Consider the following 26,438-nt stretch of genomic DNA (forward strand, 5'->3'; position numbering starts at 1 on the left):
CGCCAGCCTAACGCCCCCGAAAAAGCCGTTGCCGTTTGCGCAAAAGCTCCTATAAATCCGCGCTGCAATTGACGTTGGGCCCGGACGAACACTCGCCCCAGACGAGACCGGAACGCGCCAAAGGCCAATGCGTGAACATTCGGGCTATCGAAGGTCTCCGCTAACATATGAGAGTAAACTTGCGGGAAGTCGGCGGCCGCCATTGGTGCCGAGCGAGTAGGTTGTTCCCATAAGGTACAAGCACGGGCATGATGCCTGGCGCTACATGATCCTGTTTCTTTGTTTGCCGAGCGCGGCGGGGAGCCGCACCCGAACTGGGGAACGCCTTGTTTAAGATCGCCAAAGCCAATGCTGCCGCGCCTTTGATGCCCGGCTCGCTGGATTACAATCATCATAATCACGATATGTTGGCGCAGTTTTCCGTCTCTGAAAGCTGGATCGGAGATTTTTCGACTGGAGCCATCAGGCTCGGAGAGTGGAGCGCAATGCTGCACGGCCTCTCGGCGCAGGAATGCGGCCTGTTGAGCCTAGTGCGCTGCTATGATGCAAGAGATCGCAACCACGTTCTGCAGCTCTTCGAACAGGCGGCGACGCTTTCCTCCTCTTTCTGTTTTTCAACGACCATCATCATGCCGAACGGTCTGCGCCAGCCCCTCTTCTGCATGGGTGAATCCAACGGTCTGGAAGAAAAGTACAGCGGCAGCATGGTCGGCGTCTTCATATTCCCGCGCTTCAAGCTGGAAGGCGCTAACCAGCTCGTCAGCCGCCAGTAATTTGCGCAAGGTGCGCCAGAAAAAGGCCGGTTGTTATATCGGCCTTTTTCGTTTCAATGCAAAGACCATCAGTCCGGCTTAACCGGAATGTTAAGCCCCTTCTCGCTCGCCGGGCGGGCGATGCAGCGCTGCAACCAATCCATAACGGCTGGAAACTTCGCATATTCCAGCATCTCGCGACCGCCATAAAAGATGTCGGCGCCACGGATCCACGGGAAGGTGGTGATGTCAGCGATCGTGTACTGGTCGCCCATGATCCACTGGCGGCCCTGCAGGCGGCTCTCCAGCACGCCGAGCAGTCGCTTGGCTTCGTCGCGATAACGCTCCACCGGGTAGGAATTGTTGGCGACCTTGTCGGCAGCGAATTTGTGAAAATGGCCGAACTGGCCGAACATCGGGCCGATGCCGGCCATCTGGAAAAAGACCCACTGGATGGTTTCGTAACGGCCCGCTGCATCCGCCGGGATGAGCTTGCCGGTCTTCTCAGCGAGATAGAGCAGAATGGCGCCCGACTCAAAAAGGCCGATCGGCTTTCCGTCGGGGCCGTTGGGATCGATGATGGCCGGGATGCGGCCGTTCGGGTTCAGCGAGACGAATTCTGGCGTCTTCTGATCGGTGGTCGCAAAAGACACATAGTGCGGCTCATAGGGCAGCGCGAGTTCCTCCAGCGCCACCGAGATCTTCACTCCGTTCGGCGTCTGCAGGGAATACAGCTGGATAATATCGGGGTTCTTCGCCGGCCAGCGGCTGGTGATTGGAAACGCGGAAAGATCTGCCATTGGTTTCTCCTTGGGTGAGGCGGCGACCATATGAGACGCCCACACTCCAACGCAAGCCGCCCTATCGTTTCTTATTGGTGAACAAACTGTCCGCTACTGTTTATCTTTCCCTGACGCCGGAAAAAGGCGAAATAGGAGGCATTCGAGGTCCAACACGGTGCCGGGGCATCAAGACCTCCAACGCCATTCAACGGAGCAACGTCCATGTCGAACACGAACAACGTCCTCATCCTTCTCGCCCGCATCCTCCTGTCCTTCATGTTCCTCTTTGCCGGCTTCGGCAAGGTCACCGATCCCTCAGCTACCGCAGGCATGATCGCCGGCGCCGGCCTCCCAGCCTCCACCGCGTTGACCTACCTTGCCGGCATCTTCGAACTCATCATGGGCGCTTCAGTACTCATCGGCTATCAGGTCCGCTACACGGGCTGGCTGATCGCTGCCTTCTGTGTATTTACCGGCATCGTCTTCCATCTGCCGACCGTCAACGTTCCTGACTTCCCGGCTGCTGCCAACGGCTGGATCAACGGCCTGAACTTCGTGAACTTCCTGAAGAACATCACGCTTGCCGGCGCTTACATCATGCTCGCCACCAACGGCGCAGGCGCCTACTCGGTCGACGCTCGCCGCGGCCTGCAGACCGTCGCTGCCCGCTAATCGATATCCTCCCAAGCACACCAAACCCGCCATCGAAAGACGGCGGGTTTTTCTTTGCCCGAAATTCAATCTCAGAGAACCGAGCGCACGGCCTCGACAATCGCCGCCGCCGTCGGCGTATCGGCATGGGCATCCTTGCGGGCACGCACCAGACAAGCTTCCGAGCGCAGGATGACGCCATCCGAAAGCACCTTCAGGTGATTGGCACGCAACGTCGAGCCGGTCGAGGTGATATCGACGATGATATCGGCAGAGCCCGAGGCAGGTGCACCTTCGGTGGCGCCGAGGCTCTCAACGATGCGATAGAGCTGGATGCCGTGCTGGCTGGAGAAGAACTGCTGGGTCAGGCGCCAGTATTTCGTGGCGATTGCCAGGCGCCGGCCATGACGGGCGCGGAAATCGGCTGCGACGTCAACGAGATCAACCATGGTATCGACATCTAGCCAGATTTCCGGCACGGCGACGACGACATCGGCATGGCCGAAGCCGAGCCGGGCGCAGAATTCGACACGCTTGTCGGCTTCCGCCAGACCCTCGCGCACAAGGTCTTCGCCGGTCACGCCGAAATCGATCGAGCCATTACCGAGCTCGCGGGAAATCTCCGAGGCCGAGAGGAAGGCAATGTCCACATCGTCCCAGCCTTCGACGCGGCCACGATAGGAGCGGTCATTGCCGACGGCATAGATTTTCAGGCCAGCGCGCTCGAAGATCGCTGAGCAGTCGTCCTTCATGCGGCCCTTGGAAGGAAGCGCAATGGTGATCGTCATGCAGCTGCCCTTTCGGTTTCGATACGGTCCAGCCAGAGGGAGAAGCCAACGGCAGGAATCCGGTCCTTGGCGCCGAGGAAGGTCATCAGCTTGTCGAAACGACCGCCACCGGCGAGGACCGCGGCGGATCCTTCCACCATCACCTCAAAGACGAGACCGGTATAGTAGTCGAGCGGGCGGCCGAAGGCAGCGCGATATTCGATAAGCGAGAGATCGACGCCGGCATTGGCAAGTGCTGCGACACGGCCATCGAAGCGCGCCAGCGCGTTGCCGAGCTTCAGCCCGGCCGCATCGGCGAAATGCGATAGCGCGGCGGATGCGTTGACGAGCGGCACGTTGAGCGACAGGAACTGCTCAAGCACTTGGAATGCAACGTCATCCAGCCGGGTCTCCGACAGAACGAGCTTTTCCTTGAGGCGACGGGCGATCTCCTGGGGCGAGCGGCTGGCATTGGTGGAATAGCCGGTCGCCTGCATCGTCTCGTCGATATAGGCAATCAGTGGCGTTTCATCGTCCTGGCCAACCAGGGAGGCCACCTTGTCATCGAGGCCGGTCACGAACTGCGGGCTGACGAGGCGCGCAAGCAAGCTCTCGAGCTGGATCATATTACCGAAGGCGTGGATCAGCCGCTTCTGCCAGCCGAGCGGCAAGCCAAGCGCCTGCACGACGGCCTCGAACACGGCCTGATCGCCGATCGTGACAGAGAGCTGCCGACCGGGCAGCAGGCGGGCGAGGATACCGACTGCATCGCCGATCGCACGGGCATCGGCACTGGCGAGATTGATATCACCAAGGTCCTCAATGCCGGCCTGATAGAATTCGTTGCTGCCGTCACGGCGCTGACGAAAGACCTCACCGAGGTACGAGTAGCGCTTCGGTGTGCCGGTCGCGCTCTCGATATGGCGCAGACAAACGGGAATAGTGAATTCCGGGCGCAGGCAGAGGCTGGCGCCGGTCTCGCTTTCCGTCATGAAGATACGCCGGCGAAGATCTTCGCCGGCGATATCCAGAAATGGTTCGGCCGGCTGAATGACCGGCGTGTCGATGCGTTCGGCCTTGCGGGCAGAAAATTCGTCAAGAAGCTCACTGGTGAAGTCTGGAAGGTTGATGAGGGCCATCAGCCCGCCCTCTTCCGGTCCTCCGCCTGGGCGGCAAGGATTTCCTTCACCTTGGCGACGAGATCGGCCTCCGCGACAGTTTCCTGCGCCACGCGCGCCTCGCGCCAGGTCGTGTTGTCCTCGATCTCGCCGGAGAGGCGTTTGCCCTCGATCAGGTCCTTGATTTGGATGACGCCTTGCGCGCGCTCGTCGCCGCCCTGGATGATGGCGATCGGGCAGCCGCGGCGGTCGGCATATTTCAGCTGATTGCCGAACTTCTTCCAGTTGCCTTGGAACATTTCGGCGCGGATGCCGGCGGCGCGAAGCTGCTGCGTGAAACGCTGGTAGCGACCCATAGCCCCGACATCGCCATCCATGACGGTGACGAGAACTGGCTCGATGATGTCCTGCTGGCCGAGCTTGCCGAGGTTCTTCAGCGCCGTCATCAGGCGAGAGACGCCGATGGAAAAACCGGTTGCCGGAACGGGCTGGCCCATGAACCGAGAAACGAGACCATCATAACGACCGCCGCCGCCGACGGAGCCGAAGACGACCTTCTCGCCCTTTTCATTGGTGACGTCGAAAAGCAGTTCGGCCTCATAGACCGGGCCCGTATAATATTCGAGGCCGCGCACGACGGAGGGATCGATCTTAATGCGGTCAGACTGATAACCGGCGCTGGTGACGAGCGCGCCGATGAAATTCAGCTCCTCGACGCCTTCGACGCCCTTCTCGGTGCCGGCGACCAGCTCGGCCAATTGGACGGCGCTTTCGGCATAATTCTTGATGCCGACGAAGAAGAGAACCTTCTCGATCTGATCGCTGTCGAGGCCGGCACCCTTGGTGAAGTCGCCGGATTCATCCTTGCGGCCAGGGCCGAGCAGGAGGGCGACGCCTTCCGGGCCGAACTTGTCGAGCTTGTCGATGGCGCGCAGCACATTGAGGCGCTGACCGGCCTTGTCATCACCGCCGAGGCCGATCGCTTCCAGTACTCCGTCCAGAACCTTGCGGTTGTTGACGCGGATCACATAGTCGCCGCGCTTGATGCCGAGGGCTTCCAGCGTATCGGCCATCATCATGCACATTTCCGCATCAGCTTGGACGCCCGGCGCACCGACGGTATCGGCATCGAACTGCATGAACTGGCGGAAGCGGCCCGGGCCGGGTTTTTCGTTGCGGAAAACATAGCCGGCGCGATAGGTGCGGTAAGGCAGCTGGATCTCGTTGAAATTCTCCGCGACATGACGGGCAAGCGGCGCCGTCAGATCGTAGCGCAGGGACATCCACTGCTCGTCATCGTCCTGCAGCGAGAAGACGCCCTCGTTCGGGCGGTCGCTGTCCGGCAGGAACTTGCCGAGCGCATCGGTATATTCAAGCAGCGGCGTTTCGACCGGATCGAAACCATAATGCTCGTAGACCTCGCGGATCTTCGCGGTCATTTCGTTGACGGCGCGGAGATCGGCTGCGGAGCGGTCGACAAAGCCGCGCGGAAGGCGGGCTTTGAGCTTTTGCGGTTTCTTCTGCTTGTCGTTCATTTCGGGGGATTTCCACATATGTGACAGTGGCGGTTTCCTAGCGGATTGGGCGGTTAGCGGCAAGGGCAAGGGCCTTGATATGGCGACCGGAATCGATTGATCGATGCGGAAAGGACCTGTCATCAGGATATCACCATGATCGCGGAAGCGCTTCAGTATCTCGCCACAGCAGCACTTACGGGCAGCGCTCACCGCCACTTCGTGCGCTATTCGGTCAATCTCTGGTCGCGCGCCGGCCGTTGCAGCCGGGCTTGGGCGGCCCATGAGGCAAACTGCAAGAATGCCATCCGCACAGCCATGAGCGATCTTTCGCAGCGTCGGACTGCTGTCGTGCTTGGCTCGGGATTACTCCGGGATGTGCCGATTGGGGAGCTCGCGAAAACCTTCGATACGGTCGTTCTGGTCGATCTCGTACATCTGGCATCGGTGCGCCTGTGGCTTAAGGCCAAGGCCTATCGGAACGTCCGGCTGATTGAACGCGATCTTTCCGGCTCTGATGATGTCAAGGCAGGTCGAGATCCCGAGCCGCTCGGCTTCCTGCGTAGCGTGCCCTATCTCGATTTCGTCGTGTCCGCCAACCTGCTTTCGCAGATCGGGCGTGGGGTAAAACGGCAATTCGAAGCTGAAGCTTCATCCGGGATGCCGGCCGACACCGTTGGAACACTGATCTCGACACATCTTCAAGGATTGGCAGACCTGCCCTGCCGTACCTGCCTGCTGACGGATATTTCCTACGCCGTCATCGACCGCACCGGCAAAGTGCACGAGGAGGCGGATCTGCTGCACGGCATTGTGCCGCCCACGGCAAAGGCCGGCTGGGATTGGCCGGTGGCGCCACTCGGCGAGGAAAGTCGCGACTATCAGATCGTCCACAACGTAATCGCCAGCTGGTGAGAGACTTGGCTTTTCACCCGCATGCGCCTATGTCTTTCGTATGCGCGCTTTGGCTCTCGTCACGATGTTTTTCAGCTGGCTGGTCTATAGCACCATGTCGGCGTGGGCAGGATGTCCGACCTGCGCATCGATGAATATGGCAATCGGGGCCGAAGCCAGCACTGCACATCACCACATGGCCGACGTGGCATCCAAAGGCGACGCGGCAAAGGACCCCTGCTCGACCGGTGTTGCCCATATGCCGCTTTGCAATGCCTGCATGGTGCTTCCGGCGGACGTTCCGATCGCCGATGGCGGCAAGCACGTTTTCGCCTACCCTTCTCCGGCCCCTGACCGGGCACTCCGGGAAAACAGGCCCGCACCGCAGGCGCCGCCTCCCCGCGTCATCTGACGATCCCTTTCGCAGAACGGCAGTCATCGACTGCTGCGTTAACCTACTGTAAGACAGAGGAAGGAACTCTCATGTCTTTGAAAATCGTCACCCTTTCAGCCCTGATCGCCTTTGCTGCGCCTGCCTTTGCCGAGGACATGCCGACGATGGACATGTCCAAGCCCATGGGCGATCACAGCCCATCCAGCCATGCCTTCACCGAGGCCAATGACAGGATGCACAAGGATATGATGATCGAATTGAGCGGCGATACCGATGTGGATTTCGTCCGCAGCATGATCCCTCACCATCAGGGCGCGATCGACATGGCGAAGATCGAGCTGCAATACGGAAAGGATCCTGAAATCCGCAAACTTGCGGAGGGCGTCATCAAGGCGCAGGAGGCTGAAATCGAAGAGATGAATGCCTGGCTGAAGGCGCACGCCAAATAAACCAGCGGAATGTGGGGCCGCTGTCAGACAGCGGCCCTTTGCTCGATCAGGACTTAGGCTCGAAATCGGCGGGGCGGCGACCGGCTGCCTGGCGGGAAAGCATCCAGCCCGGATATTCGGGGGCAAGTGCGCTGACGTCATCGAGGCGCTTGATCTCGTCGGCGTCGAGCTTCAGCTTAACGGCGGCAAGGTTCTGGTCGAGCTGATCGACACGCTTGGCGCCGATGATGACAGTCGTCACGAAAGGCTTTGCAAGAATATAGGCCAGCGCCACGGTCGCGACGCTAACACCGTGCTTTCGGCAATCTCGCGCATGACGGCAACGCAGGCCCAGGCACGGTCCTTGTCAACTGGCGGGAAGTCGAAATTGGCGCGGCGGCCTTCGCCGTTGCCCGGTGCGCCCGGACCATACTTGCCGGAGAGCAGGCCGCCAGCGAGCGGCGACCACACCATAAGGCCGAGCTTTTCTTCTTGCAGCAGCGGCACGATATCGCGTTCGAGGTCGCGGCCGGCAATCGAATAATAGGCCTGCACAGTTTCAAAGCGGGCATAGTCCTTGCGCTCGGAAATGCCGAGTGCCTTGGCGATGCGCCAGGCCTGCCAGTTGGAAACGCCGACGTAACGCACAAGCCCGCGGGAGACGAGATCGTCGAGTGCACGCAGCGTCTCGTCGATCGGCGTGACCGGGTCGGTGGCATGGATCTGATAGAGGTCGATATGATCCGTCTGCAGGCGCTTCAGGCTGGCTTCGACGGAATCCATGATGTGGCCGCGGGAGGCGCCGCGGTCATTCGGCTTGTCGCCCATGACGCCATAGACCTTGGTGGCAATGACGACATCTTTGCGCGGCACGTTGAGGTTCTTCAGCGCCTGACCGAGCAGACGTTCGGATTCACCGAAGGAATAGACGTCAGCGGTGTCGATGAAATTGACGCCAGCTTCCAGCGAGCGCTGGACGATCTCATCGGCCGCCTTCTGATCGACATCGGCGATGGCACCCCAAGGAGTACCTTCCTTGGCTTCACCGAAAGTCATGGTGCCAAGGCAGATTTCAGATACGAAAAGTCCGGTATTTCCGAGTTGATTGTAACGCATGTCGAGAAATTCCCTTGTGTCTGCCGCAATAGGTGCTTGCGGACTGCTGAACTCTATTTTTTGATTATTGGCCTGCGCGTGACAGGCACAGCCGGGGCTGGCTGCAAGATGAGGCAAATTTGATGTAGGTCGCCGACCCGCGTTTTTCAACGGAACACGGCCTCGTTCAGAGATGCCGCAACGCCCTTGTCTCGACACAGGCCGGGAATAGATTGCCTGCCGTATTTCTAGAGGTGAGTGTATGAGCACCCGACCATTGACCACGATCGGCTTCGATGCCGACGATACGCTTTGGCAGAACGAACATTATTACCGGCTAACGGAAGAGCATTTTATCAGGCTTCTTGCCGATTTCGCCGATGGAGCGACGATTTCCGAACGGCTTCTGGAGGCGGAGAAGCGCAACCTCGCCCATTACGGTTTCGGCATCAAAGGTTTCACGTTGTCGATGATCGAGACAGCGATCGAGATTACCGAGGGCAAGGTGCCGTCGAAGGTGATCGCCAAGATCCTTGACACCGGACGCGATCTTCTGTCCCACCCGGTGGAGACCCTGCCGCATGTGCGCGACACGCTGGAGGCGCTCGCTGGAAAATATCTGCTGGTGCTGATCACCAAGGGCGATCTCTTCGACCAGGAGCGCAAACTCGCCCAGTCCGGGCTCGGCGATTTCTTCGATGCAGTCGAGATCGTTTCGGACAAGACGGCCGTCACCTATCGGCGCATCTTCTCCAAGGTCGGCGACGGGCCGGAGCGGGCGATGATGGTCGGCAATTCGCTGAAGTCCGATATCGTGCCGGCCATTGCCGCCGGCAGTTACGGCGTCTTCGTGCCGCATAAGCTGACATGGGTATTGGAGCGGGTCGAAGAACCGAAAGAGGCGCCGCGCTTTCGCAAGATCGATCATCTTGGCGAACTGCACGGGTTAATCGATAGCTTAGGCTAGATGGAGTTACTTCCGCTGCGGAAATAGCGACGGCCGTTGAGGTGTCGGCTGCGCTGGCTGTGGCGCCGCGGCAAGCGGTTCGATCAGGATACTGTAGGGCGCACCCAGCCCGCGGCGCGGCGAGACCTTGGAATAATAGGGGCGCAACAGCCAGGTGGCGTTTTCCTTGACTGTCGTCTCATAGCTCGTGCCGTCCTCATCGGTGCCGAAAAAAGCCTCGTCATCCGGCTTCGACAGGTCGAAGATCGCCAAAAAAGCGAATTTGCTTTTTGTCTCGAAGCTGATCTTCACATGTTGGCCGGCGCGCACGGGAAGCGTATAAACATGGCTGTTGCCGAACTTGGTCCAGCCTTTCAGCTGCATGGTAACGGCCGGAAACTGCAGCTTTTCGAGCTTTTCGCCCGGATCGAGTTGCGGCGCCTGCGCGAGGCTTGCAGAAGCAGACAGGAGAAGAGCTGCGGCAAGCATAATAACCGACTTCATGGACGCACCAATGCTGCGCGCATCGCCTCCACTTCCGCGCGGCAGAAGCAGCCTTCGAGGTGATCGTTGACGAGACCCATTGCCTGCATGAAGGCGTAAACTGTGGTCGGTCCGACAAAGGTCCAGCCGCGCTTCTTCAAATCCTTTGATATCCTGACCGACGTTTCGGTCGTCGGATTGGCGACGAGATGCTGCCGGTCGACGATATCTGGCCGATCCTCGGGACGTGGTTCGTAGCTCCAGAAATAACGGGCGAGGGAGCCAAATTCATTCCTTAGATCGATCGCACGCCGCGCATTGTTGATCGTCGAGACGATCTTGCCGCGATGGCGGATGATGCCGGCATCGGCGAGGCAACGGGCAATATCCTCATCGCCGAAACATGCCACTTTTTCGAAATCGAAACCGGCGAAGGCGGCACGGAAATTCTCGCGCTTGCGCAGGATCGTCAGCCAGGAAAGACCGGACTGGAACCCTTCAAGGCAGATCTTCTCGAAGAGCCTGATGTCATCGGTGACCGGTCTGCCCCACTCTTCGTCATGGTAGCGCAGATAATCAGGCAGATTCGCATGCCAGTGGCACCGGCTCTTGCCGTCCTCGCCGATGATGATGCCGGTATCGCTCATATTTTCTTCTCATTTTCTGCCTGCGAACCCGGCTTTACCATTTGCAAACCTTCTTTCCAAACCGAACGATAACCCTGACAAAAAGTTTATTCGGTCCTTCGCCTTTTCATGAATCCGCATTTACCATTCGCTGGCGGACGCGGTGGCAGCATGACCGCAGGCGGACAATTCCGCCAGTGCATTTTCGGTCATTTGTAGAGAGTTCGTCCGATGATGAAATCCCTTGTTCTTGCCGCAGCCATGCTCGGCATTCTGTCCACGGCCGCCCTTGCAGACGACCGCTATGCCAGCCGCCCACCTGTCGTGCTGAGCCCCGATCTTACCGCCCCCTGGGTCAACCAGCTCGGTGGCGGTCCTGTTCGTCCCGTCGTCTACCAGCGGCCGGTCGTCGTGCAGCAGCGCGGCCTCTTCCAGCCGCGCCGCACCTTCACCCAGCGCGCGCCGCAGCCGGCACCCCAGACCGTGTCCGCCGTCCGCGCGGGCATCCCCGTGATCCGGGGACAGATCGAACCGCAGTTCCTGCCGCAGATCGTCAATTATGACACGAAGGAAAAGCCTGGCACCGTGGTGATCGATACCAATAACCGCTTCCTCTATCTCGTCATGGACGGCGGCAAGGCGCGTCGTTATGGAGTCGGTGTCGGCAAGCCCGGTTTCGAGTGGGCAGGCGCGCACACGATCACACGTAAATCGGAGTGGCCGGATTGGACGCCGCCATCGGAGATGGTCAGCCGCGAAGCCGCCAAAGGCCATTATCTTCCGGCTCGCATGGACGGCGGCCCAGAAAATCCGCTCGGCGCGCGCGCCATGTATCTCGGTTCCACGCTCTACCGCATTCACGGTACCAATGCACCCTGGACGATCGGCAGCGCCGTCTCCTCCGGCTGCATCCGCCTGCGCAACGAAGACGTGGTCGATCTCTATGATCGGGTCAAAGTCGGTACCCGCGTCATCGTAATGTAAAAGCCGAGCAACGATCGGCGGGCGGCAGGAACAGCCGCCCGCCGAACTACAAAAAACCGTATCTCCCGCCTCTCCGGCTTGAAATTCAAACCGATTTGACTAGCCTCTGCGCAGTCCTGAAGGAGAGGGTATCGAAAATGAAGCAATTTCTTAGGCTCGCGGCGGCGGCTGCCGTTGCGTTGTCCTGTACGGTTGTGGCCGTCAACGCGGAACCGGTCATGACGGCAACCGATGCCGTGCGCGGCGTCAAGCAGACGAGGGAGATCAAGCCGCAGTTCCGCAAGCGTGTGGTTCGCCTTACCACCAACGAGAAGCCCGGCACGATCATCGTCGACACCAACAACAAGTTTCTTTATCTGGTGGAAGGCAACAACCGCGCCACGCGTTACGGCATCGGCGTCGGCCGCGACGGCTTCGGCTGGTCGGGTGTCGTGACGGTCGGACGCATGGCCGAATGGCCGAGCTGGACGCCGCCGGCCGAGATGCGCGCCCGCGAGGCCCGCGAAGGCCACAATCTTCCCGCCGTTCAGCCCGGCGGCCCGGACAATCCGCTCGGCGCGCGCGCCATGTATCTTTATAAGGGCGGCCACGACACGATCTTCCGCATTCACGGCACGAACCAGCCCTGGACGATCGGCCTCAACATGTCATCGGGCTGCATCCGCATGATGAATGACGACGTGACCCATCTTTACAACCGCGTTTCCGTCGGCACCAAGGTCATCGTCGTCGGCCCCGGCAACAAACAGGGCAACGTCGCCTTCCAGGACAAGGGCATCGATATCCTGCGCACCATGTTTGGCGGTTAAGCAACACTTTTCGAAAAAATGCAGGCGCATTTGGATGCGCCTTTTTTATTTTGAGATTTTGACACGGAAATCTGCGAGAAAATCGATCTAATAGCTTTTTGGCATTTCGGGGATATTCGATGGCATCTGCATTGCGTCATTCCACCTCGCTTCTGGCGAGCATTGCGTTTTCCGCGCTTGCGTCGGTGGCTGGCACCGCTTCTGCTGAAGATCTGGAGTTTTCCATCTACGGCGGCTATCAGACGGCGCCGCACAGTCATGTTGATGTTTCCGACGGCACTTCCTTCAGCGCCGGCTGGGAAGGCAAATCCTTCGGCAGCCCACCCTACTACGGCGGCCGCGTCACCTGGTGGCTGGGCGACTTCAACCTGCCGAACTGGGGCGTGTCGCTCGATTATACCCATGACAAGGTCTATGCCGACGACGAAACGATGGCACGCACGCCGGGCTGGACGCATTTCGAATTCACCGACGGCCTAAACCTCTTGACGGTCAACGGTCTCTACCGCTTCAAGGACCCGGCTCGCCGCTGGACCCCCTATCTCGGTGCCGGTGTCGGTGTAAACATTCCGCACGTCGAAGTCACCCGTCCCCAGGGCACGACCTTCGATTACGAATTCGGTGGCGTGACCTTTCAGGCGCAGGCCGGTGTCGACTTCCGCATCACCGACAACTGGTCGACCTTCGTTGAATACAAGGGCACCTATTCGCGTGTCGACGTTCCGATCGACAGCGGCGACCGCCTGAAGACGAACATCGTCACCAACGCCGTCAATGTCGGTATTTCCTACCACTGGTAATCTGGAGCAATTCCAGCATGTGCCGCAGTTTTTTATCTGGAATTGCGCGAAATAAAGAGATGGCGCTGCGGGGCTATTTGGTACCGCAGCTCACCTTGCCTTCGACGGCGAAGAAGCTGGTACTGCCCTCGATCCGTAGGGCATAAGTGCCGCCGAAATTCGGCGACGTCTTGCCATGCTGGCCGGCGAGAACTGCGAGATCCAGAGACTCGCTTTCGGTGTCAGCACCTTCCGCCGCGAAGACTTCCAGACGCAGGTCGCCATCGCGAGACCAACGGTTCGTCAGATCCTTCGATTCGAGGATCCGCTTGCCGAAATTCTTGGATTTGCCGGTATCCTTGAGCATCAGCGCGCCACGGAAATGGATCAGCTGATGGCCGCCTCCATCTTCGAAAGCGCTTTCGAGCGTGAAGCGCACATCCTTGTCGTCTGTAGAACAGAAATATCTGACATCGGCGTGCGCCGCACCAGCCGCGCCGAGCAATACGGCAAGCACCATCAATCCGCGCCACATAGTCAAAGCTCCTGAGATCGCCCCGCCGATCCACCAATGAACCGGTGGTCTCAGGCTAGCGGCAAATCCCTTAATTTTTCAGGCACAGCGCCCCCATAGGCCCAGTCCAGAAGCTCGACGGTGTGCAGGATCGGAGTGGCGGTGCCCGACCCTATCTGGGTAATGCAGCCAATATTACCGGTGGCGATGATATCGGCCTTGGTCGCCTCGATATTCTTGATCTTGCGGGCCTTGAGGGCTGCGGAAATATCCGGCTGCATAATGTTATAGGTGCCGGCCGAGCCGCAGCAGAGATGTCCCTCGGCCGGATCGCGAACGGTGAAACCGGCCGCCTTCAGCAAGTGCTTCGGCGCCATGGTGATCTTCTGGCCGTGCTGCATTGAGCAGGCGGAATGATAGGCGACGGTGATGCCCTTTGACATGTGTGCAGGCAATTCGAGCCCTGCCAGATATTCGGTAATGTCCTTGGCAAGCGCCGAAACCCGCGCCGCCTTGCCGGCGTAAGCGGGGTCAAGACGCAGCATGTGGCCGTAATCCTTGATCGTCGTGCCGCAGCCTGATGCGGTAATGATGATCGCGTCGAGGCCGCCGGCCTCGATCTCGCGAGTCCAGACATCGACATTGGCGCGGGCTGAAGCAAGCGCCTGTTCCTCGCGCCCCATATGGTGGACCAACGAGCCGCAGCAGGTTTCTCCTTCTGGCACGACCACCTCGACGCCAAGGCGGGTCAACAGCCGGATGGTCGCCTCGTTGATGGCCGGATCGAGAACGGGTTGCGCACAGCCGGTCAGGATCGCCACGCGCCCGCGACGTTCGGCCTGCGGCTCATACCGGCCGGGCCGGGCAAAGGGCGATGGCGCCGGAATACTGTGCGGCGCAAGCGCCAGCATCGCGGCAAATGGTTTCAGCGCCGCCCCGCGCATCAGGCCGGCAAAGGGACGGCCGATGCCGGCAAGGACCAGTGCTGCCCGGAAGCGGCCGGGATAGGGCAATACCGCCGCCAGGATGGCGCGGGTCAGCCGGTTCATGAACGGCCGCTTATAGGTCCTTTCAATGTGAACCCGGGCATGATCGACCAGATGCATATAGTCGACACCCGAGGGACAGGTCGTGGTGCAGGCAAGGCAGGAGAGACAGCGGTCGATATGGGTAACGACTTGCGTATCCGCCGCGCGACCGTTTTCCAGCATGTCCTTGATGAGGTAGATACGCCCCCGCGGGCTGTCGAGTTCGTTGCCGAGGGTGACATAGGTCGGACAGGTGGCGGTGCAAAAACCGCAATGAACGCATTTACGCAGGATCTGCTCTGATTCCGCTACATGCGGATCGGCAAGCTGGGCGAGTGTGAAGTTGGTCTGCATTTCAATGTCTCGCCATCTTGCCGGGATTGAAGATCCCTGCCGGATCAAACTTTTCTTTCACGCGGCGCGACAGCAATGCCACCGCCTCCTGCTCGGGATGGAAGGCCGATAGTGCCGCTCTCGCATCGCTAGGCGCGCGGATCAGCGTCGCATGGCCGCCGCCGAGCGCCTTGACAAAGCGGCGGACGAGATCAGCCTCCGGGTCGGCTTCCATGCGCATCCAGACGAGACCGCCCTGCCAATCATAGAAAGCATCCACGCCGGCTTCGAGCCTCAGGGCCGCAACGAGCTGATGGCCTATACCAGGCGCCACGGAGACACGCCAGACAGGCCGCGCGGTTCCGTCGGCATAGGGCGCGACATCGCGGATTTCCTGCCAGAGGAGCCGGCTGGCAGCGTGATCGAGCTTCGTGGCCTGACCGAACGTCCTCATCGCCGACAGAAGCTTTGCGGCGCGTGAGTCCACCGAACCCGGCAGGCCCTCGATACGCAGCACCGTCGCCTCTCCCTCCGGTAGCTTGCCGCCGAGAAATTTCCAGGTCACGGTCAAGGGCAGGTGCGCGGCACCCGAAATCTCTACCGGCAGCGCCATGGCCGCTGCCATCGCATTTGCCGCCTCGGCATCATTGAGACCGGAGATAATGACGGTCTCTTCGGTCTTGGCGCGCGGCGGCACCCGGAAGGTCACCTCGGTCAGGAAGCCCAGTGTGCCGTGCGAACCGGAAAGCAATTTCACCAGATCGAGACCGGTGACATTCTTCATCACCCGGCCGCCAGCTTTGATGATCTCGCCGTGGCCGTTGACGAAGCGGATGCCCAGCAGACTGTCGCGCGCAGCACCCGCCACGAAACGGCGCGGACCCGAGACGTTGGCGGCAAAGACGCCGCCAATTGTCGGCTCGCCGGACGTGCCCATCACGGCGCGATGGTCCATGGGTTCGAAGGCCAGCATTTGGCCGTTTTCGGCAAGCGCCGCCTCGACCATGGCAAGCGGTGTGCCCGCCCTTGCGGTCATGACCATCTCGCCCGGATTATAAGCGACAATGCCGGATAGGCTGATAGAACGCAGCCGATCCTCCGCTTCGACGGCGTTGCCGAAACCCGAGCGCGTATCGCCGCCGCTGATGGCGAGAGCTCTGCCCTCTTGTGCATGGGCACGGATGACCGCCGCGGCTTCCTCCTCGCTTGCCGGCATCAGATCAATCATGCAGCCGAACGCCCTTCGAGCGGGAAGACCTTGGAGGGATTCAATAGCCATTGCGGATCGAAAGCGGCGCGTGCCGCCATCTGCTGGGCGAGATCGGCCTCGGAATATTGATGGCGCATCAGATCACGTTTTTCAATGCCGACGCCATGCTCGCCTGTCAGGCAGCCGCCGGCATCGACGCAGAGTTTCAGGATATCGTTGCCGGCCGCCTCGGCCTTTGCCGCATCCTCCGGATCATTGGCATTGAAGAGGATCAGCGGGTGCATGTTGCCGTCGCCGGCGTGGAAGACATTAGCGACCCGCAGGCCATATCTCGCGACGATCTCGGACGTTCGCTTCAGCACATGGGAAAGCTGGCTCAGCGGCACGGTGCCGTCCATGCAGATGTAATCGGCAATACGGCCGGTGGCACCGAAGGCGGACTTGCGCCCTTTCCAGATCAGCGCCGCCTCGGTCGCCGACTGGCATTCGCGCACCGTCTTTACACCATGGTTGCGGGCGATCTCGACAATGCTTTTCAGCATGTCGTCCATTTCCGCGTCCGATCCCTCGACCTCGACGATCAGGAGAGCGCCGACATCGAGCGGGTAGCCGGCGTGGGCGAAGGCCTCACAGATCTCGATTGCTGGCTTGTCCATGAATTCGATGGCGACAGGAATAATGCCGGCGGCGATCACATCGGCCACACAGCGGCCAGCCTCTTCCGAGCTTTCGAAACCGAACAGCACCGGGCGTGCACCCTCGGGCTTGGCGATCAGGCGCACCGTCGCTTCGGTGACGATGCCGAGCTGGCCCTCATGGCCGCAGACGAGGCCGAGCAGATCATAACCTGCCGCATCCAGCGCCTTGCCGCCGAGCTCGATCACCGTGCCGTCGGTCAGCACCATCTTGACGCCGAGCAAGTTGTTTGTGGTTACTCCATATTTCAGACAGTGTGCGCCGCCGGAGTTCATGCCGATATTGCCGCCGATCGTGCAGGCAAGCTGGGAACTCGGATCCGGCGCGTAGAAGAAACCGTCCGCAGAGACGGCTTCAGAAATATTGAGATTGGTCACACCAGCCTGAACGACCGCGCAGCGATTCGCAAAATCAATGTCCAGAATGCGGTTCATCTTCGACAGGCCGAGCACGACAGCATCTTCCTGCGGAATCGCACCGCCAGAAAGCGACGTGCCGGCGCCGCGGGGGACGACCGGAATGCCGTAGCGATGACAGTATTTCATGACGGCTGCCACTTCCGCCGTCGAGCGCGGCAGCGCGACGGCCAGCGGCAGGCGGCGATAGGAAACGAAAGCATCTGTCTCGAAAGGCACGAGTTCGCGTGCTTCGTGGATCAGGCATTCCGGCGGCAGGAGATCGGCGAGATCGGCGACGATTTCCTTGCGGCGCGCCAGAACATCAGGGCGCGGAGCGAGAAACGGAATGGCGTCGGACATGGCGTTTTCCCTCGGCCAACATGACGGAAACCGGTGACAAATCCTCCATGCCACCGGTTCTTTCGGCTTAGCACTTTCCCGAAACCGGCGCAAATGTTAAGCACTTATGCCAAAAGGGGAAAAAGTTACAGAAGCTTATGACCAATCTGGGTGATCTCGAAATCTTTGCCAAGGTCGTTTCGACCGGCAGCATGTCGCTTGCCGGCCGCGCGCTCGGATTTTCCCCGGCCGTCGTTTCCAAGCGCATCAAGCGGCTGGAGGACCGGCTCGGCACGCGGCTTTTGCAGCGCACGACGCGACAGATCTCGCTGACGGAAGCCGGCCAGGGTTTCTACGACCGGGTTCTCGGCATCCTGGCGGGGCTGGAGGAGGCGGAATTCTATATTTCCGGCCGCTCAGCGCAGATGCATGGCACGTTGAAGATCTCCGCCCCCACCTCTTTTGGGCGGATGCATATTGCCCCGCATCTGAAAGCCTTCATGGACGCCCATCCAGAGCTTGCGATCAATCTGGTGCTGACCGACGAGTTCAGCGATATCGTCGGCGGCGGCTTCGATCTTGCCATCCGCATTGCGGAGCTTACCGATTCCAGCCTTGTCGCACGCAGGCTGGCACTTGTGCGCCGCGTGCTCTGTGCTTCACCTGACTATATCGCCGGTCACGGCATGCCCAAACATATCGAAGAGCTGAAACAGCATCGCTGTCTGCCAGCGCATAATAATGACGTCTGGCGGCTGGACGGTCCGGACGGGGCCTTCAGCCTGCGGCCCGAGGGTATGCTGATTACCAATTCCAGCGAGGTGATCCGCGAAACGGTCATTGCCGGCCTCGGGATCGCGCTGCGCTCCACCTGGGACATTGGCGAGGAGTTGAAGAACGGCAAGCTCGTGCAGGTCTTGCCGGCTTACGAAGGCTCGCACAATGTCACGCTCTCGGCGGTTTATCCGAGCCGGCAATTCCTGCCGGCCAAGGTTCGGTTGTTCATTGACTTTCTGGCCGAACTTTATGGCCCGGTTCCCTATTGGGAGCGCTGAACTGCTGCTTTAGCGCAATTCCGAACGGAAAACCGCGGCACACTTTTGCTGGAATTGCTTCTTTGTTTAGCGCAATTCCGAACGCAAAACCGCTACGCACTTTTGCTGGAATTGCTTTAGCGCGCCAGATCAAGATAGGCGCTGGCGACCATCGCATCGATATCAGCGGGCACCGGTACGATGCAGGATTCGGCACCGACGCCGCGCTTTGCGACCCGCTCCAGGCAGCGGGCCTGTAAGGTAAAGCCGAGATCCATGGATTCGACTGAGTTGCCGAGCGGGCGCGGGCCGGCGAGGTTGGCCATATGGCCGCCGCCGAGCACGTGGAATGACCGGCCGTCCCTGAGGTGGAAAGTCTCGATATGATCGGCCTCGTAGCGATCGATACCGACAATATCGGGATGGCTGCGGAAAGCGGCCACGTCGATCTCATGCGGGAAATGACCGCCATTCATCAGGATCGCCCCGTCCTTGATGAATGGCAGATCAGCTGACGTGATGATGTCAGGGAAACCTGTGACCGTGGCGATGACATCGGCAGATCGGATCGCCTGTTCGCGTAGCGGTGTGACGAAACCGTCGAGGTGGGCTTCCAAGCTGGTGACGGGGTCGATATCGATGACGCTCACGGTCGAGAAAGCGTTGCGGAAGCAGGCGGCCGTGCCCTTGCCGCAGGCGCCGTAACCAAAGACGGTTACGCGTTTGCCATTGGTGGAACGGTTGGTGAAGCGCATGTAGCTTTCGAACAGGCTCTGGCCGACGGCGTGCTTATTCTCGGCGAATTGCTTGATCGGGCTGTCATTGATGACGAGGATCGGCATACCAAGCTTCTCGCGCATCGGCAGCAGACGGGTTCGGCCGGAGGTCGTCTCTTCCGTGCCACCGAGCAGATTGGCATAGGGCCTGTCGGCCGCGATCGCGAAGAGATCGCCGCCATTGTCCAGCAGCAGATCCGGCTTTTCGGCGACGACGGCTTCGAGGCTCTTAAGATGGGCCACCGGATCGGTCGTCTGGGTCGCAAAAACGGTAATGCCCTGCGAACGCAGGAAGTCGACCGTTGCCGGCTGCGTGCTGTTCAGGTTGCCGGTGCAGACGAGGCGCGCGCCGCCGGCGCGCAGAGTCATCAGGAGAGCGACCGTCTTCGGCTCCAGATGGATGCCGGTACCGATCGAGAGGCCATCAAAAGGCCGCGTCTTTTCGAATTCCGCGGCCGTTGCCTTCAGCAGCCGGCAGCTATTTCCGATCCAGTCGATGCGTGTTGCAAGCTTTTCCATCTCATGCCCTTTCGTTCCCCTCTGATCTAGCGAAAGGAAGATAGGGCCGGCATGGAGATATTTCTGATGAAAGGGCAGAAAAACTGCCCTTTCTCATGCCGTGCCGGAGCGCAGCAGCCAGTTTCGGAGTGCCACTAAGCCTGGCCGTTTCGCATCTAGCGTACGACAACAGAGGCTATAACCCGCCGGGCGGCGAATGAAGCCATAGGGAGCAACGAGGACGCCGCGGGCAAGATCGTCCTCTATCGAGGCCTTCGGCGCCAGCGCAACGCCGAGACCGGCTCGGGCGGCACCCAGCGCCAGAAGCAGATCCGCGAACTCGCGGCGATGGGTAAAGGCAACCGGCGGAGCGCCGCTTTCGGCAAACCATTCCGCCCAGAGTTTTGGCGCACTGCGGCTGACCAGGATATTTGATTTCGCCAGGGCCGCGACATCGCCCGCAAGTCTGGCTGCCAGCGGGGGCGTCGCAACCGGGCCGAATTCATCCTGCATGAAGCGTGTCTCGATGATGCCGACAGAGGAGCGATATTCGCCACCCATGATGACTCCATCGAAATCCGGATGCTGGGATAGCGGCTCGGCCACACTCATGGGCACGATATCGACCTCGACGCTGCCCAAGCTTGCCTGCATGTCGGCCGCGCGCGGCATCAGCCACCAGATCGCGAAAGCCGAGGGCACGCCGAGGCGGATGCGCTCCCTACCCGCTTCCTCGAATTCATCAGCGGCACGTTTCAATATGGTCAGGGCAGCTCCGGCGGCCTCGGCAAAGGCCCTCGCCTTTTCGGTCGGAACGAGCCTTCGGCCATCCCGCACGAAGAGCTTCCGGCCCAGATGATCTTCGAGCGTCGATATCTGCTGGCGCACCGCGCCGCGCACCACGCCGAGCTCTTCGGCCGCCTTTAAAATGCTGCCATGCCGGCAGACCGCTTCGAAAGCACGGATAGCATTCAGGGGCGGGAGTCTCATAGTTACCACATTCCGGAAAATCGTAGTGGATCACCTGACCTTGGCATTGAAGAGAATGCAAGATCGAACCATATTGTACACCTGTGCAAGACGGGTGCATTTGCGACAGGAAATGGCGAAATTTTCGAACCTGTCCCGCTTCGAATTTTCCTATGTACGATGAAACAAATCGTGTCCGTCTCGCTTTGGATGCATGGATCGCGCAAGCTATTCATATGATACTAATATAAGACCGATTCGACATTAAAGGTGACCCAACAATTGACCCTTCTTGCCCGCCTGGCTTCTGATGTGCAACTGATGTTTCGGCGTCCGCCGAGACAGCAATATGCTGCTCTCTGCTATCGGGTGAAAAAGAAGACGGGCGATCTCGAAGTTCTGCTGATGACCAGCCGCGACACAGGCCGCTGGGTGATCCCCAAGGGCTGGCCGATGGCGCGCAAGTGCGCCTACGAAGTGGCCGCCCAGGAAGCCCTAGAGGAGGCCGGCATACGCGGTACGATCGAAACCGAAACGCTCGGCCACTATACGTATTCCAAGGTTTTGCGCGACGGCCTGAAAGTGACCTGCAAGGTCCAGGTCTTTGCCCTCGAAGTGACAGGCATGGCGAAGAACTTCAAGGAAAAGGGCGAGCGGACGATCGAGTGGGTTTCCTGCGACGAGGCCGTGAAGCGCGTGAACGAGGCTGACCTGCGCGACCTCTTCCTTGCCTTCAAACAACGTATGGCGGAGCGACTTTCCAGCGGCATGCCGAAACAAATTCCTGCAGAATGAGTCTTGCCATCTTGTGCTGCTAAGTAGGGCAGCTCAAAAAGCATTGCTCAGCCAGGAACCAGAATGCCGCAACGCAACCCAGTGCTCACCAAACGCACGCTCGACAAGGATCTCGATAAGCTTACCTATGTCGAAGATGCGGCGAGGTACGTCTCGCGACGGCTGGTGACGCCGGGGCTCGGCCTGATCTTTCTCGGCCTCGCCATGCTTTTTGCCGGCGTCTATGTATTCGACAGGCCGGGCGCGATCCTGATCATAGCTGCCGCAGCGCTTGCCGCCTACATGGCCATGAATATCGGCGCCAACGACGTGACCAACAATGTCGGCGCGGCCGTCGGCGCCCGCGCCATCACCATGAAGCAGGCGCTGATCATCGCCGCGGTCTTCGAGGTGCTGGGCGCAACGATCGCTGGCGGCGAGGTCGTTAAAACAATTTCCTCCAGCATCGTCGATACGGTGCAGGTCCCGCCGGCGACGCTCGGCTGGGTCATGATGGCAGCACTGACGGCAGCCGCGCTCTGGATCAATCTCGCCACCTGGATGAATGCACCGGTTTCGACGACACATGCGATTGTCGGGGCCGTGATCGGTGCTGGTATTGGCGCCGTCGGCTTTGAACCGGTCAATTGGCGGGTGATGCTGGAAATCAGCATAAGCTGGATGACATCGCCACTGATCGGCGGACTGATTGCCGCGGGACTGCTCTATCTGGTGAAAACCCTCATCGTCTATCAAGAGGACAAGGTTGCCGCCGCCCGTCGGTGGGTGCCCGCGATGATCGCCGTCATGGCCGGCGGTTTCATGGCCTATATGGTGCTGCAGCTTGCGCCGCGTGGGCGTTATCCGTCGCTGACGATCCTTCTGATCGGGATCGGCATAGGCCTCGTCAGCTGGCTGGTCGTGCGGCCGATCGTCCTGCGGCAGGCGGAAAATCTCGAAAATCGCCGTAGTTCGCTCCGGACGTTGTTCCATTTTCCGCTGATCGGTTCGGCCGCCCTGCTCTCCTTCGCGCACGGCGCAAACGACGTTTCCAATGCGGTCGGCCCGCTCTCGGCGATCGTTCATTCGGCCGGCATCGCCGACAGTGGCATGATCGGCCAGCCGCCGCTCTGGGTGATGCTGATCGGCGCGTTCGGCATCTCGGTCGGTCTCCTGCTTTTCGGGCCACGCCTCATTCGGCTCGTCGGCTCGGAAATCACCAAGCTCAACCCGACACGCGCCTATTGCGTGGCCCTGTCGACCGCCTTCACCGTCATCGTCGCCTCCTGGCTCGGCCTGCCGGTCAGTACCACCCATATTGCCGTCGGCTCTGTCTTCGGCGTCGGTTTCTTTCGCGAATGGTACACGCGTCATTCGAAGCGCCGTATCGAGTTCATACGCCGCAAGGCCGAGGCCTTCGAGATCGACGAGCCCGAGCCAAACGTCCATGAAGCCCGGCGGCGCTATCTCGTCCGCCGCTCGCATTTTATGACGATCGTCGGGGCATGGGTCATCACCGTGCCGGTTTCGGCCGCGCTTGCGGCGGTGATTTATTGGGCTATGTTCGCGCTCTTCATGTAGGTCGGGGTTTCAGAATGCGCGCCAATTTCCGCATGCAGCGGGTTTTTATCGATGCTCCCTTGTCAGAGGGTGCTACCGTCGAGGCCAATCCCGATCAGTTCAACTATCTCGCCAATGTACTGCGCATGGAAGAGGGTACGGAAATCCTGCTCTTCAATGGCCGCGACGGTGAATGGAAGGCCGGCCTGTCCTTCCCGACCCGCAAGCGCATCCTGCTGACTGCCATCGAGAAAACCCGGCCGCAGCCTGCCCCTTCCGATCTGCACTATCTTTTCGCGCCGTTGAAGATCGGCCGCATGGATTATTTGGTGCAGAAGGCGGTCGAAATGGGTGCCGGGCTTTTGCAGCCAGTCATGACGCAGCATGTGCAAGGCAAGATCACCAATCTTGACAAGATCCGCGCCAATGTGGTCGAGGCGGCCGAACAATGCGGCATCCTTGGCATTCCCGATGTGGCCGAACCGGTCAAACTTGCCGATCTTCTCGACCACTGGCCTGCTGACCGGCGCATCATCTATTGCGACGAGGGCGATGCGGGGCAGAACCCGCTGCCGATTCTCTCGAAGGTGACGGAGCGAAGGCTCGCGCTGCTGGTCGGCCCGGAAGGCGGCTTCTCAGAGGAGGAACGGACACGACTACGCAGCCTCGATTTCGTGACCGCCATTCCGCTCGGGCCGCGCATTCTGCGCGCCGACACGGCAGCAGTCGCGGCAATGGCAGTAATGCAAGCGGCGATTGGCGACTGGAATTGACTGCCGCGGATCGATCCAGCGAAAACTGGTGCTATTTTTTTGATGACCTGTTGAAACAATTTCACTTGCAACTTAGCTGACTTGGGCACTAATCACCCTTCCAATTGCCCGGCCCCGGCCTTCCCGAATACAGGTACTTTCATGGCTCGCGACACTACCGACCAGACACCGCTCTCTTCGGTTCAGGAGCTGACCGATTACCTTGCCGCGGGCAACAAGCCGAAGGAACGTTTCCGGATCGGCACCGAGCACGAGAAGTTCGTGTTCTTCCGCAGGGATAACAGCCCGGTTCCCTATTTCGGCGAGGCCAGCATTTCGGCGCTCCTGAAGGGCCTGCAGGCCAAGTCCGGCTGGGAGCCGATCATGGACGGCGACAATATCATCGGCCTCGGTGAGCAGAACGGCATGGGCGCCATCTCGATCGAGCCTGGCGGCCAGTTCGAACTCTCAGGCGCGCCGCTCGAAAACATCCATCAGACCTGCAAGGAATCCAACCAGCATCTGGCGCAAGTGCGCGAAATCGCTGAGCCGATGGGCATCGGTTTCCTCGGCATCGGCGGCAGCCCGACATGGACCTATGCGGAAACCCCGCACATGCCGAAGTCGCGCTATGAGATCATGACGAACTACATGCCCGAGGTCGGCACCCGCGGCCTCGACATGATGTACCGCACGTGCACGATTCAGGTGAACCTCGACTTCTCGTCGGAAGACGACATGCGCCGCAAGATGCGCGTGTCGATGAAACTGCAGTCGCTCGCGACCGCGCTCTTTGCCTCATCACCCTTCACTGAAGGCAAGCCGAACGGCATGCTCTCCTGGCGTGGCGACGTCTGGCGCGACGTGGACAATCGCCGTAGCGGACTGCTGGACTTCCCTTTCCGCGACGATTTCGGCTTCAAGGACTATGCCGAATGGGCGCTCGACGTGCCCATGTATTTCGTCATGCGCGACGGCCACTATCACCGGGCTACACATGTCACTTTCCGGCAGTTCATGAACGGCGCGCTGAAGGGCGAGATATCAGCCTATCAGCCGACGATGGGCGACTGGACGAACCATCTTTCGACGCTCTTCCCGGATGTGCGCCTGAAGCGCTTCCTCGAAATGCGCGGCGCCGATGGCGGCCCATGGCGGCGCATCTGTGCCCTGCCGGCCTTCTGGGTCGGCCTGCTCTACGACGATGCCAGCCTCGAGGCTGCGGACGAACTGACGAAAGACTGGGGCTTCGAGGAAGTGAACGCGTTGCGCAACGCGGTGCCGGCGGAAGGCCTGAAGGCCGAATTCCGTGGCCATCGGCTGATCGACACGGCGCGCGAGGTCGTCAATATTTCCCGCGCCGGCCTCAAGGCGCGCAACAGGCTGAATGGCGACGGCGTCGATGAAAGCATCTTCCTTCAGCCGCTCGACGAGGTCCTGGCCAAGAAGGCAACACTCGCCGAAGATCTGCTGGCGCTGTATCACGGGCGCTGGAGCGGCTCAGTCGACCCGGTCTTCCAAGAATATCAATACTAAGACGCGATTTACCCTTTCCAAAAAGCCGTTTGCGCATTTCCATTTCGGGCTATACTGGCGCGAATATGCGTCGCGACTCGGGGAAAGGGACGTTCATGCTACCACTCTTCGACATGATGATGCAGGCGCAGAACGGGGCGGCGATGGATGCCCTCGCCAAGCAATTCAATCTCGCCCAGGAACAGGCGACGAAGGCGATAGCGGCGCTGATGCCGGCCTTTTCTGCCGGTCTGAAACGCAGCACCAGCACCCCATACGACTTCATGGGCCTGATGCAGGCGGTGGCTTCGGGCAACTATGCCAAATATTTCGAAGATATGAGCAAAGCCTTCACGCCCGAGGGTATTTCCGATGGCAACAACATCCTGTCCCAGCTCTTTGGTTCCAAGGAAGTCTCGCGCGCCATTGCCGCGCAAGCGGCGCAGATGACCGGCATCGGCCAGGAAATCTACAAGCAAATGCTGCCAGTCATGGCCGGTACGCTGATGGGTGGGCTGTTCAAGCAATCGACGGGTCAGATGGCCTCACCGGTCAATCCTTTCGTCAATACGGCCATGGGGGAGACGATCCAGAAATGGCTTGAGAGCACCGGCTTTGCGCCGAAACCAAAGGCCGCTCCCGAGCCCAGCATTTTCGATAATCCTTTCACGCAGGCTATGCAGCTGATGTTCAGCGTACCAAAACCCGAACCCCAGCAGCAGCCCGCCAATCCCTTCCTCGACAACCCCTTTGCCAAGGCATTCCAGGAGATGATGGCAGGGTTTCAGCAGCCGGCGGCAAAGGCTCCGGAACAGCCGAAAGAAGATCCGAAAGCTGAACACGATAGCTATGCGCATATGTTGAATGCCATGTTCGACAGCGGTCTGGAAGTGCAGAAAAGCTATCAGAAAGGCATCGAGGCAATCTTGGAAGCCTATCGGCCGAGACCAACGCCGTCTCCCGAAGGCCCCGGCCCCACAGACCGCTCCAGGATGACCGAAAAATAAAAAATCCCGGAGA

27 protein-coding genes and 1 pseudogene are annotated in these 26,438 nt (G+C 60.1%); 15 read left to right on the forward strand and 13 right to left on the reverse strand.

Going from position 1 to position 26,438, the window contains the following annotated elements; genetic code table 11:
• Positions 1-326 precede the first annotated feature (326 nt).
• Entirely contained in the window at positions 327-773 is a 447-nt protein-coding gene (locus EV281_RS07820) for a hypothetical protein (protein ID WP_132652512.1), read from the forward strand.
• Between the two features lie 68 nt (positions 774-841).
• On the opposite strand, the gene EV281_RS07825 is transcribed toward EV281_RS07820, so the two are convergent.
• The gene (locus tag EV281_RS07825) at positions 842-1,552 is read right to left on the reverse strand and encodes a glutathione binding-like protein (RefSeq protein WP_132652514.1); all 711 of its coding nucleotides are present in this window, start codon (positions 1,550-1,552) and stop codon (positions 842-844) included.
• 204 nt (positions 1,553-1,756) lie between these two features.
• On the opposite strand from EV281_RS07825, the gene EV281_RS07830 reads away from it, so the two are divergent.
• Positions 1,757-2,206: a DoxX family protein gene (locus EV281_RS07830; protein ID WP_132652516.1), complete on the forward strand. Its 450-nt coding sequence runs from the start codon at positions 1,757-1,759 to the stop codon at positions 2,204-2,206.
• A 71-nt stretch (positions 2,207-2,277) separates the two neighbouring features.
• Here EV281_RS07830 and hisG read toward each other — a convergent pair whose 3' ends face one another.
• Genes hisG through hisS form a run of 3 tightly spaced genes read right to left on the reverse strand, consistent with a single transcriptional unit; the run spans position 2,278 to position 5,605 of the window.
• Positions 2,278-2,973, reverse strand: a complete 696-nt coding sequence (gene hisG / locus EV281_RS07835; protein WP_132652518.1) for an ATP phosphoribosyltransferase — start codon at positions 2,971-2,973, stop codon at positions 2,278-2,280.
• Positions 2,970-4,091 (reverse strand): ATP phosphoribosyltransferase regulatory subunit, encoded by a 1,122-nt coding sequence (locus EV281_RS07840; RefSeq protein ID WP_132652520.1) that lies wholly within the window; start codon positions 4,089-4,091, stop codon positions 2,970-2,972. Before EV281_RS07840 ends, hisG begins: the two co-directional genes overlap by 4 nt.
• Positions 4,091-5,605: a histidine--tRNA ligase gene (hisS, locus tag EV281_RS07845; protein ID WP_132652522.1), complete on the reverse strand. Its 1,515-nt coding sequence runs from the start codon at positions 5,603-5,605 to the stop codon at positions 4,091-4,093. The genes EV281_RS07840 and hisS overlap by 1 nt, the downstream gene beginning before the upstream one ends.
• Positions 5,606-5,740: 135 nt before the next feature.
• Between hisS and EV281_RS07850 the strand changes: the two genes are divergently transcribed.
• The 3 genes from EV281_RS07850 (at position 5,741) to EV281_RS07860 (ending at position 7,321) form a co-directional block, all read left to right on the forward strand.
• A complete protein-coding gene (locus EV281_RS07850) occupies positions 5,741-6,499 on the forward strand; it encodes a hypothetical protein (RefSeq protein ID WP_132652524.1) in 759 nt (252 codons plus the stop codon).
• Positions 6,500-6,539: 40 nt separating this feature from the next.
• Positions 6,540-6,890 (forward strand): hypothetical protein, encoded by a 351-nt coding sequence (locus EV281_RS07855; RefSeq protein ID WP_132652526.1) that lies wholly within the window; start codon positions 6,540-6,542, stop codon positions 6,888-6,890.
• A gap of 71 nt (positions 6,891-6,961) precedes the next feature.
• Positions 6,962-7,321 (forward strand): DUF305 domain-containing protein, encoded by a 360-nt coding sequence (locus EV281_RS07860; protein ID WP_132652527.1) that lies wholly within the window; start codon positions 6,962-6,964, stop codon positions 7,319-7,321.
• 46 nt (positions 7,322-7,367) lie between these two features.
• Here the strand turns inward: EV281_RS07860 and EV281_RS07865 are convergent.
• Positions 7,368-8,416: pseudogene (locus tag EV281_RS07865) on the reverse strand (aldo/keto reductase).
• Positions 8,417-8,657: 241 nt separating this feature from the next.
• Here EV281_RS07865 and EV281_RS07870 point away from each other — a divergent pair.
• On the forward strand, positions 8,658-9,362 hold the full coding sequence (locus tag EV281_RS07870; RefSeq protein ID WP_132652529.1) for an HAD family hydrolase: 705 nt from the start codon (positions 8,658-8,660) through the stop codon (positions 9,360-9,362).
• Between the two features lie 6 nt (positions 9,363-9,368).
• Here EV281_RS07870 and EV281_RS07875 read toward each other — a convergent pair whose 3' ends face one another.
• The gene (locus EV281_RS07875; RefSeq protein ID WP_132652531.1) at positions 9,369-9,845 is read right to left on the reverse strand and encodes a hypothetical protein; all 477 of its coding nucleotides are present in this window, start codon (positions 9,843-9,845) and stop codon (positions 9,369-9,371) included.
• A complete protein-coding gene (locus EV281_RS07880) occupies positions 9,842-10,471 on the reverse strand; it encodes a DNA-3-methyladenine glycosylase I (protein WP_132652532.1) in 630 nt (209 codons plus the stop codon). Before EV281_RS07880 ends, EV281_RS07875 begins: the two co-directional genes overlap by 4 nt.
• Before the next feature lie 210 nt (positions 10,472-10,681).
• Here EV281_RS07880 and EV281_RS07885 point away from each other — a divergent pair, with 210 nt between their 5' ends.
• The 3 genes from EV281_RS07885 to EV281_RS07895 all read left to right on the forward strand — a co-directional run bounded on the left by EV281_RS07885 (position 10,682) and on the right by EV281_RS07895 (position 13,043).
• The gene (locus EV281_RS07885; RefSeq protein WP_132652534.1) at positions 10,682-11,434 is read left to right on the forward strand and encodes a L,D-transpeptidase; all 753 of its coding nucleotides are present in this window, start codon (positions 10,682-10,684) and stop codon (positions 11,432-11,434) included.
• Positions 11,435-11,571: 137 nt separating this feature from the next.
• The gene (locus EV281_RS07890; protein WP_132652536.1) at positions 11,572-12,243 is read left to right on the forward strand and encodes a L,D-transpeptidase; all 672 of its coding nucleotides are present in this window, start codon (positions 11,572-11,574) and stop codon (positions 12,241-12,243) included.
• Positions 12,244-12,362: 119 nt separating this feature from the next.
• Entirely contained in the window at positions 12,363-13,043 is a 681-nt protein-coding gene (locus EV281_RS07895; RefSeq protein WP_132652537.1) for an outer membrane beta-barrel protein, read from the forward strand.
• 73 nt (positions 13,044-13,116) lie between these two features.
• Here EV281_RS07895 and EV281_RS07900 read toward each other — a convergent pair whose 3' ends face one another.
• Genes EV281_RS07900 through EV281_RS07915 form a run of 4 tightly spaced genes read right to left on the reverse strand, consistent with a single transcriptional unit; the run spans position 13,117 to position 17,561 of the window.
• Positions 13,117-13,557: a hypothetical protein gene (locus EV281_RS07900; protein ID WP_132652539.1), complete on the reverse strand. Its 441-nt coding sequence runs from the start codon at positions 13,555-13,557 to the stop codon at positions 13,117-13,119.
• A 50-nt stretch (positions 13,558-13,607) separates the two neighbouring features.
• A complete protein-coding gene (gene glcF, locus EV281_RS07905; RefSeq protein ID WP_132652541.1) occupies positions 13,608-14,918 on the reverse strand; it encodes a glycolate oxidase subunit GlcF in 1,311 nt (436 codons plus the stop codon).
• 1 nt (position 14,919) lies between these two features.
• Positions 14,920-16,125, reverse strand: a complete 1,206-nt coding sequence (locus tag EV281_RS07910) for an FAD-binding protein (RefSeq protein ID WP_132652542.1) — start codon at positions 16,123-16,125, stop codon at positions 14,920-14,922.
• Entirely contained in the window at positions 16,122-17,561 is a 1,440-nt protein-coding gene (locus tag EV281_RS07915) for an FAD-linked oxidase C-terminal domain-containing protein (RefSeq protein WP_132652544.1), read from the reverse strand. The genes EV281_RS07910 and EV281_RS07915 overlap by 4 nt, the downstream gene beginning before the upstream one ends.
• A 137-nt stretch (positions 17,562-17,698) precedes the next feature.
• Here EV281_RS07915 and EV281_RS07920 point away from each other — a divergent pair, with 137 nt between their 5' ends.
• The gene (locus tag EV281_RS07920) at positions 17,699-18,595 is read left to right on the forward strand and encodes a LysR family transcriptional regulator (RefSeq protein WP_132652546.1); all 897 of its coding nucleotides are present in this window, start codon (positions 17,699-17,701) and stop codon (positions 18,593-18,595) included.
• Positions 18,596-18,711: 116 nt separating this feature from the next.
• Here the strand turns inward: EV281_RS07920 and EV281_RS07925 are convergent, their stop codons facing one another.
• Both EV281_RS07925 and EV281_RS07930 read right to left on the reverse strand, forming a co-directional pair.
• Positions 18,712-19,869 (reverse strand): adenosylhomocysteinase, encoded by a 1,158-nt coding sequence (locus tag EV281_RS07925; RefSeq protein WP_132652548.1) that lies wholly within the window; start codon positions 19,867-19,869, stop codon positions 18,712-18,714.
• Positions 19,870-19,962: 93 nt separating this feature from the next.
• Positions 19,963-20,838 carry a LysR substrate-binding domain-containing protein gene (locus tag EV281_RS07930; protein ID WP_132652549.1) on the reverse strand — a complete coding sequence of 292 codons (876 nt, stop codon included), beginning with the start codon at positions 20,836-20,838 and terminating at the stop codon, positions 19,963-19,965.
• Positions 20,839-21,099: 261 nt separating this feature from the next.
• Here EV281_RS07930 and EV281_RS07935 point away from each other — a divergent pair, with 261 nt between their 5' ends.
• From EV281_RS07935 to EV281_RS07955, 5 genes are all read left to right on the forward strand, one after another.
• Positions 21,100-21,612 carry an NUDIX hydrolase gene (locus tag EV281_RS07935; RefSeq protein ID WP_132652550.1) on the forward strand — a complete coding sequence of 171 codons (513 nt, stop codon included), beginning with the start codon at positions 21,100-21,102 and terminating at the stop codon, positions 21,610-21,612.
• 63 nt (positions 21,613-21,675) lie between these two features.
• A complete protein-coding gene (locus tag EV281_RS07940) occupies positions 21,676-23,172 on the forward strand; it encodes an inorganic phosphate transporter (RefSeq protein ID WP_132652552.1) in 1,497 nt (498 codons plus the stop codon).
• Between the two features lie 14 nt (positions 23,173-23,186).
• Positions 23,187-23,924: a 16S rRNA (uracil(1498)-N(3))-methyltransferase gene (locus EV281_RS07945; RefSeq protein ID WP_132652553.1), complete on the forward strand. Its 738-nt coding sequence runs from the start codon at positions 23,187-23,189 to the stop codon at positions 23,922-23,924.
• Positions 23,925-24,065: 141 nt separating this feature from the next.
• A complete protein-coding gene (locus tag EV281_RS07950) occupies positions 24,066-25,439 on the forward strand; it encodes a glutamate--cysteine ligase (protein ID WP_132652555.1) in 1,374 nt (457 codons plus the stop codon).
• 95 nt (positions 25,440-25,534) lie between these two features.
• Positions 25,535-26,425, forward strand: a complete 891-nt coding sequence (locus tag EV281_RS07955; RefSeq protein ID WP_132652557.1) for a DUF937 domain-containing protein — start codon at positions 25,535-25,537, stop codon at positions 26,423-26,425.
• Positions 26,426-26,438 lie beyond the last annotated feature (13 nt).

It is taken from the genome of Rhizobium sp. BK418 (genome assembly GCF_004341105.1).
Lineage (GTDB): Bacteria > Pseudomonadota > Alphaproteobacteria > Rhizobiales > Rhizobiaceae > Rhizobium.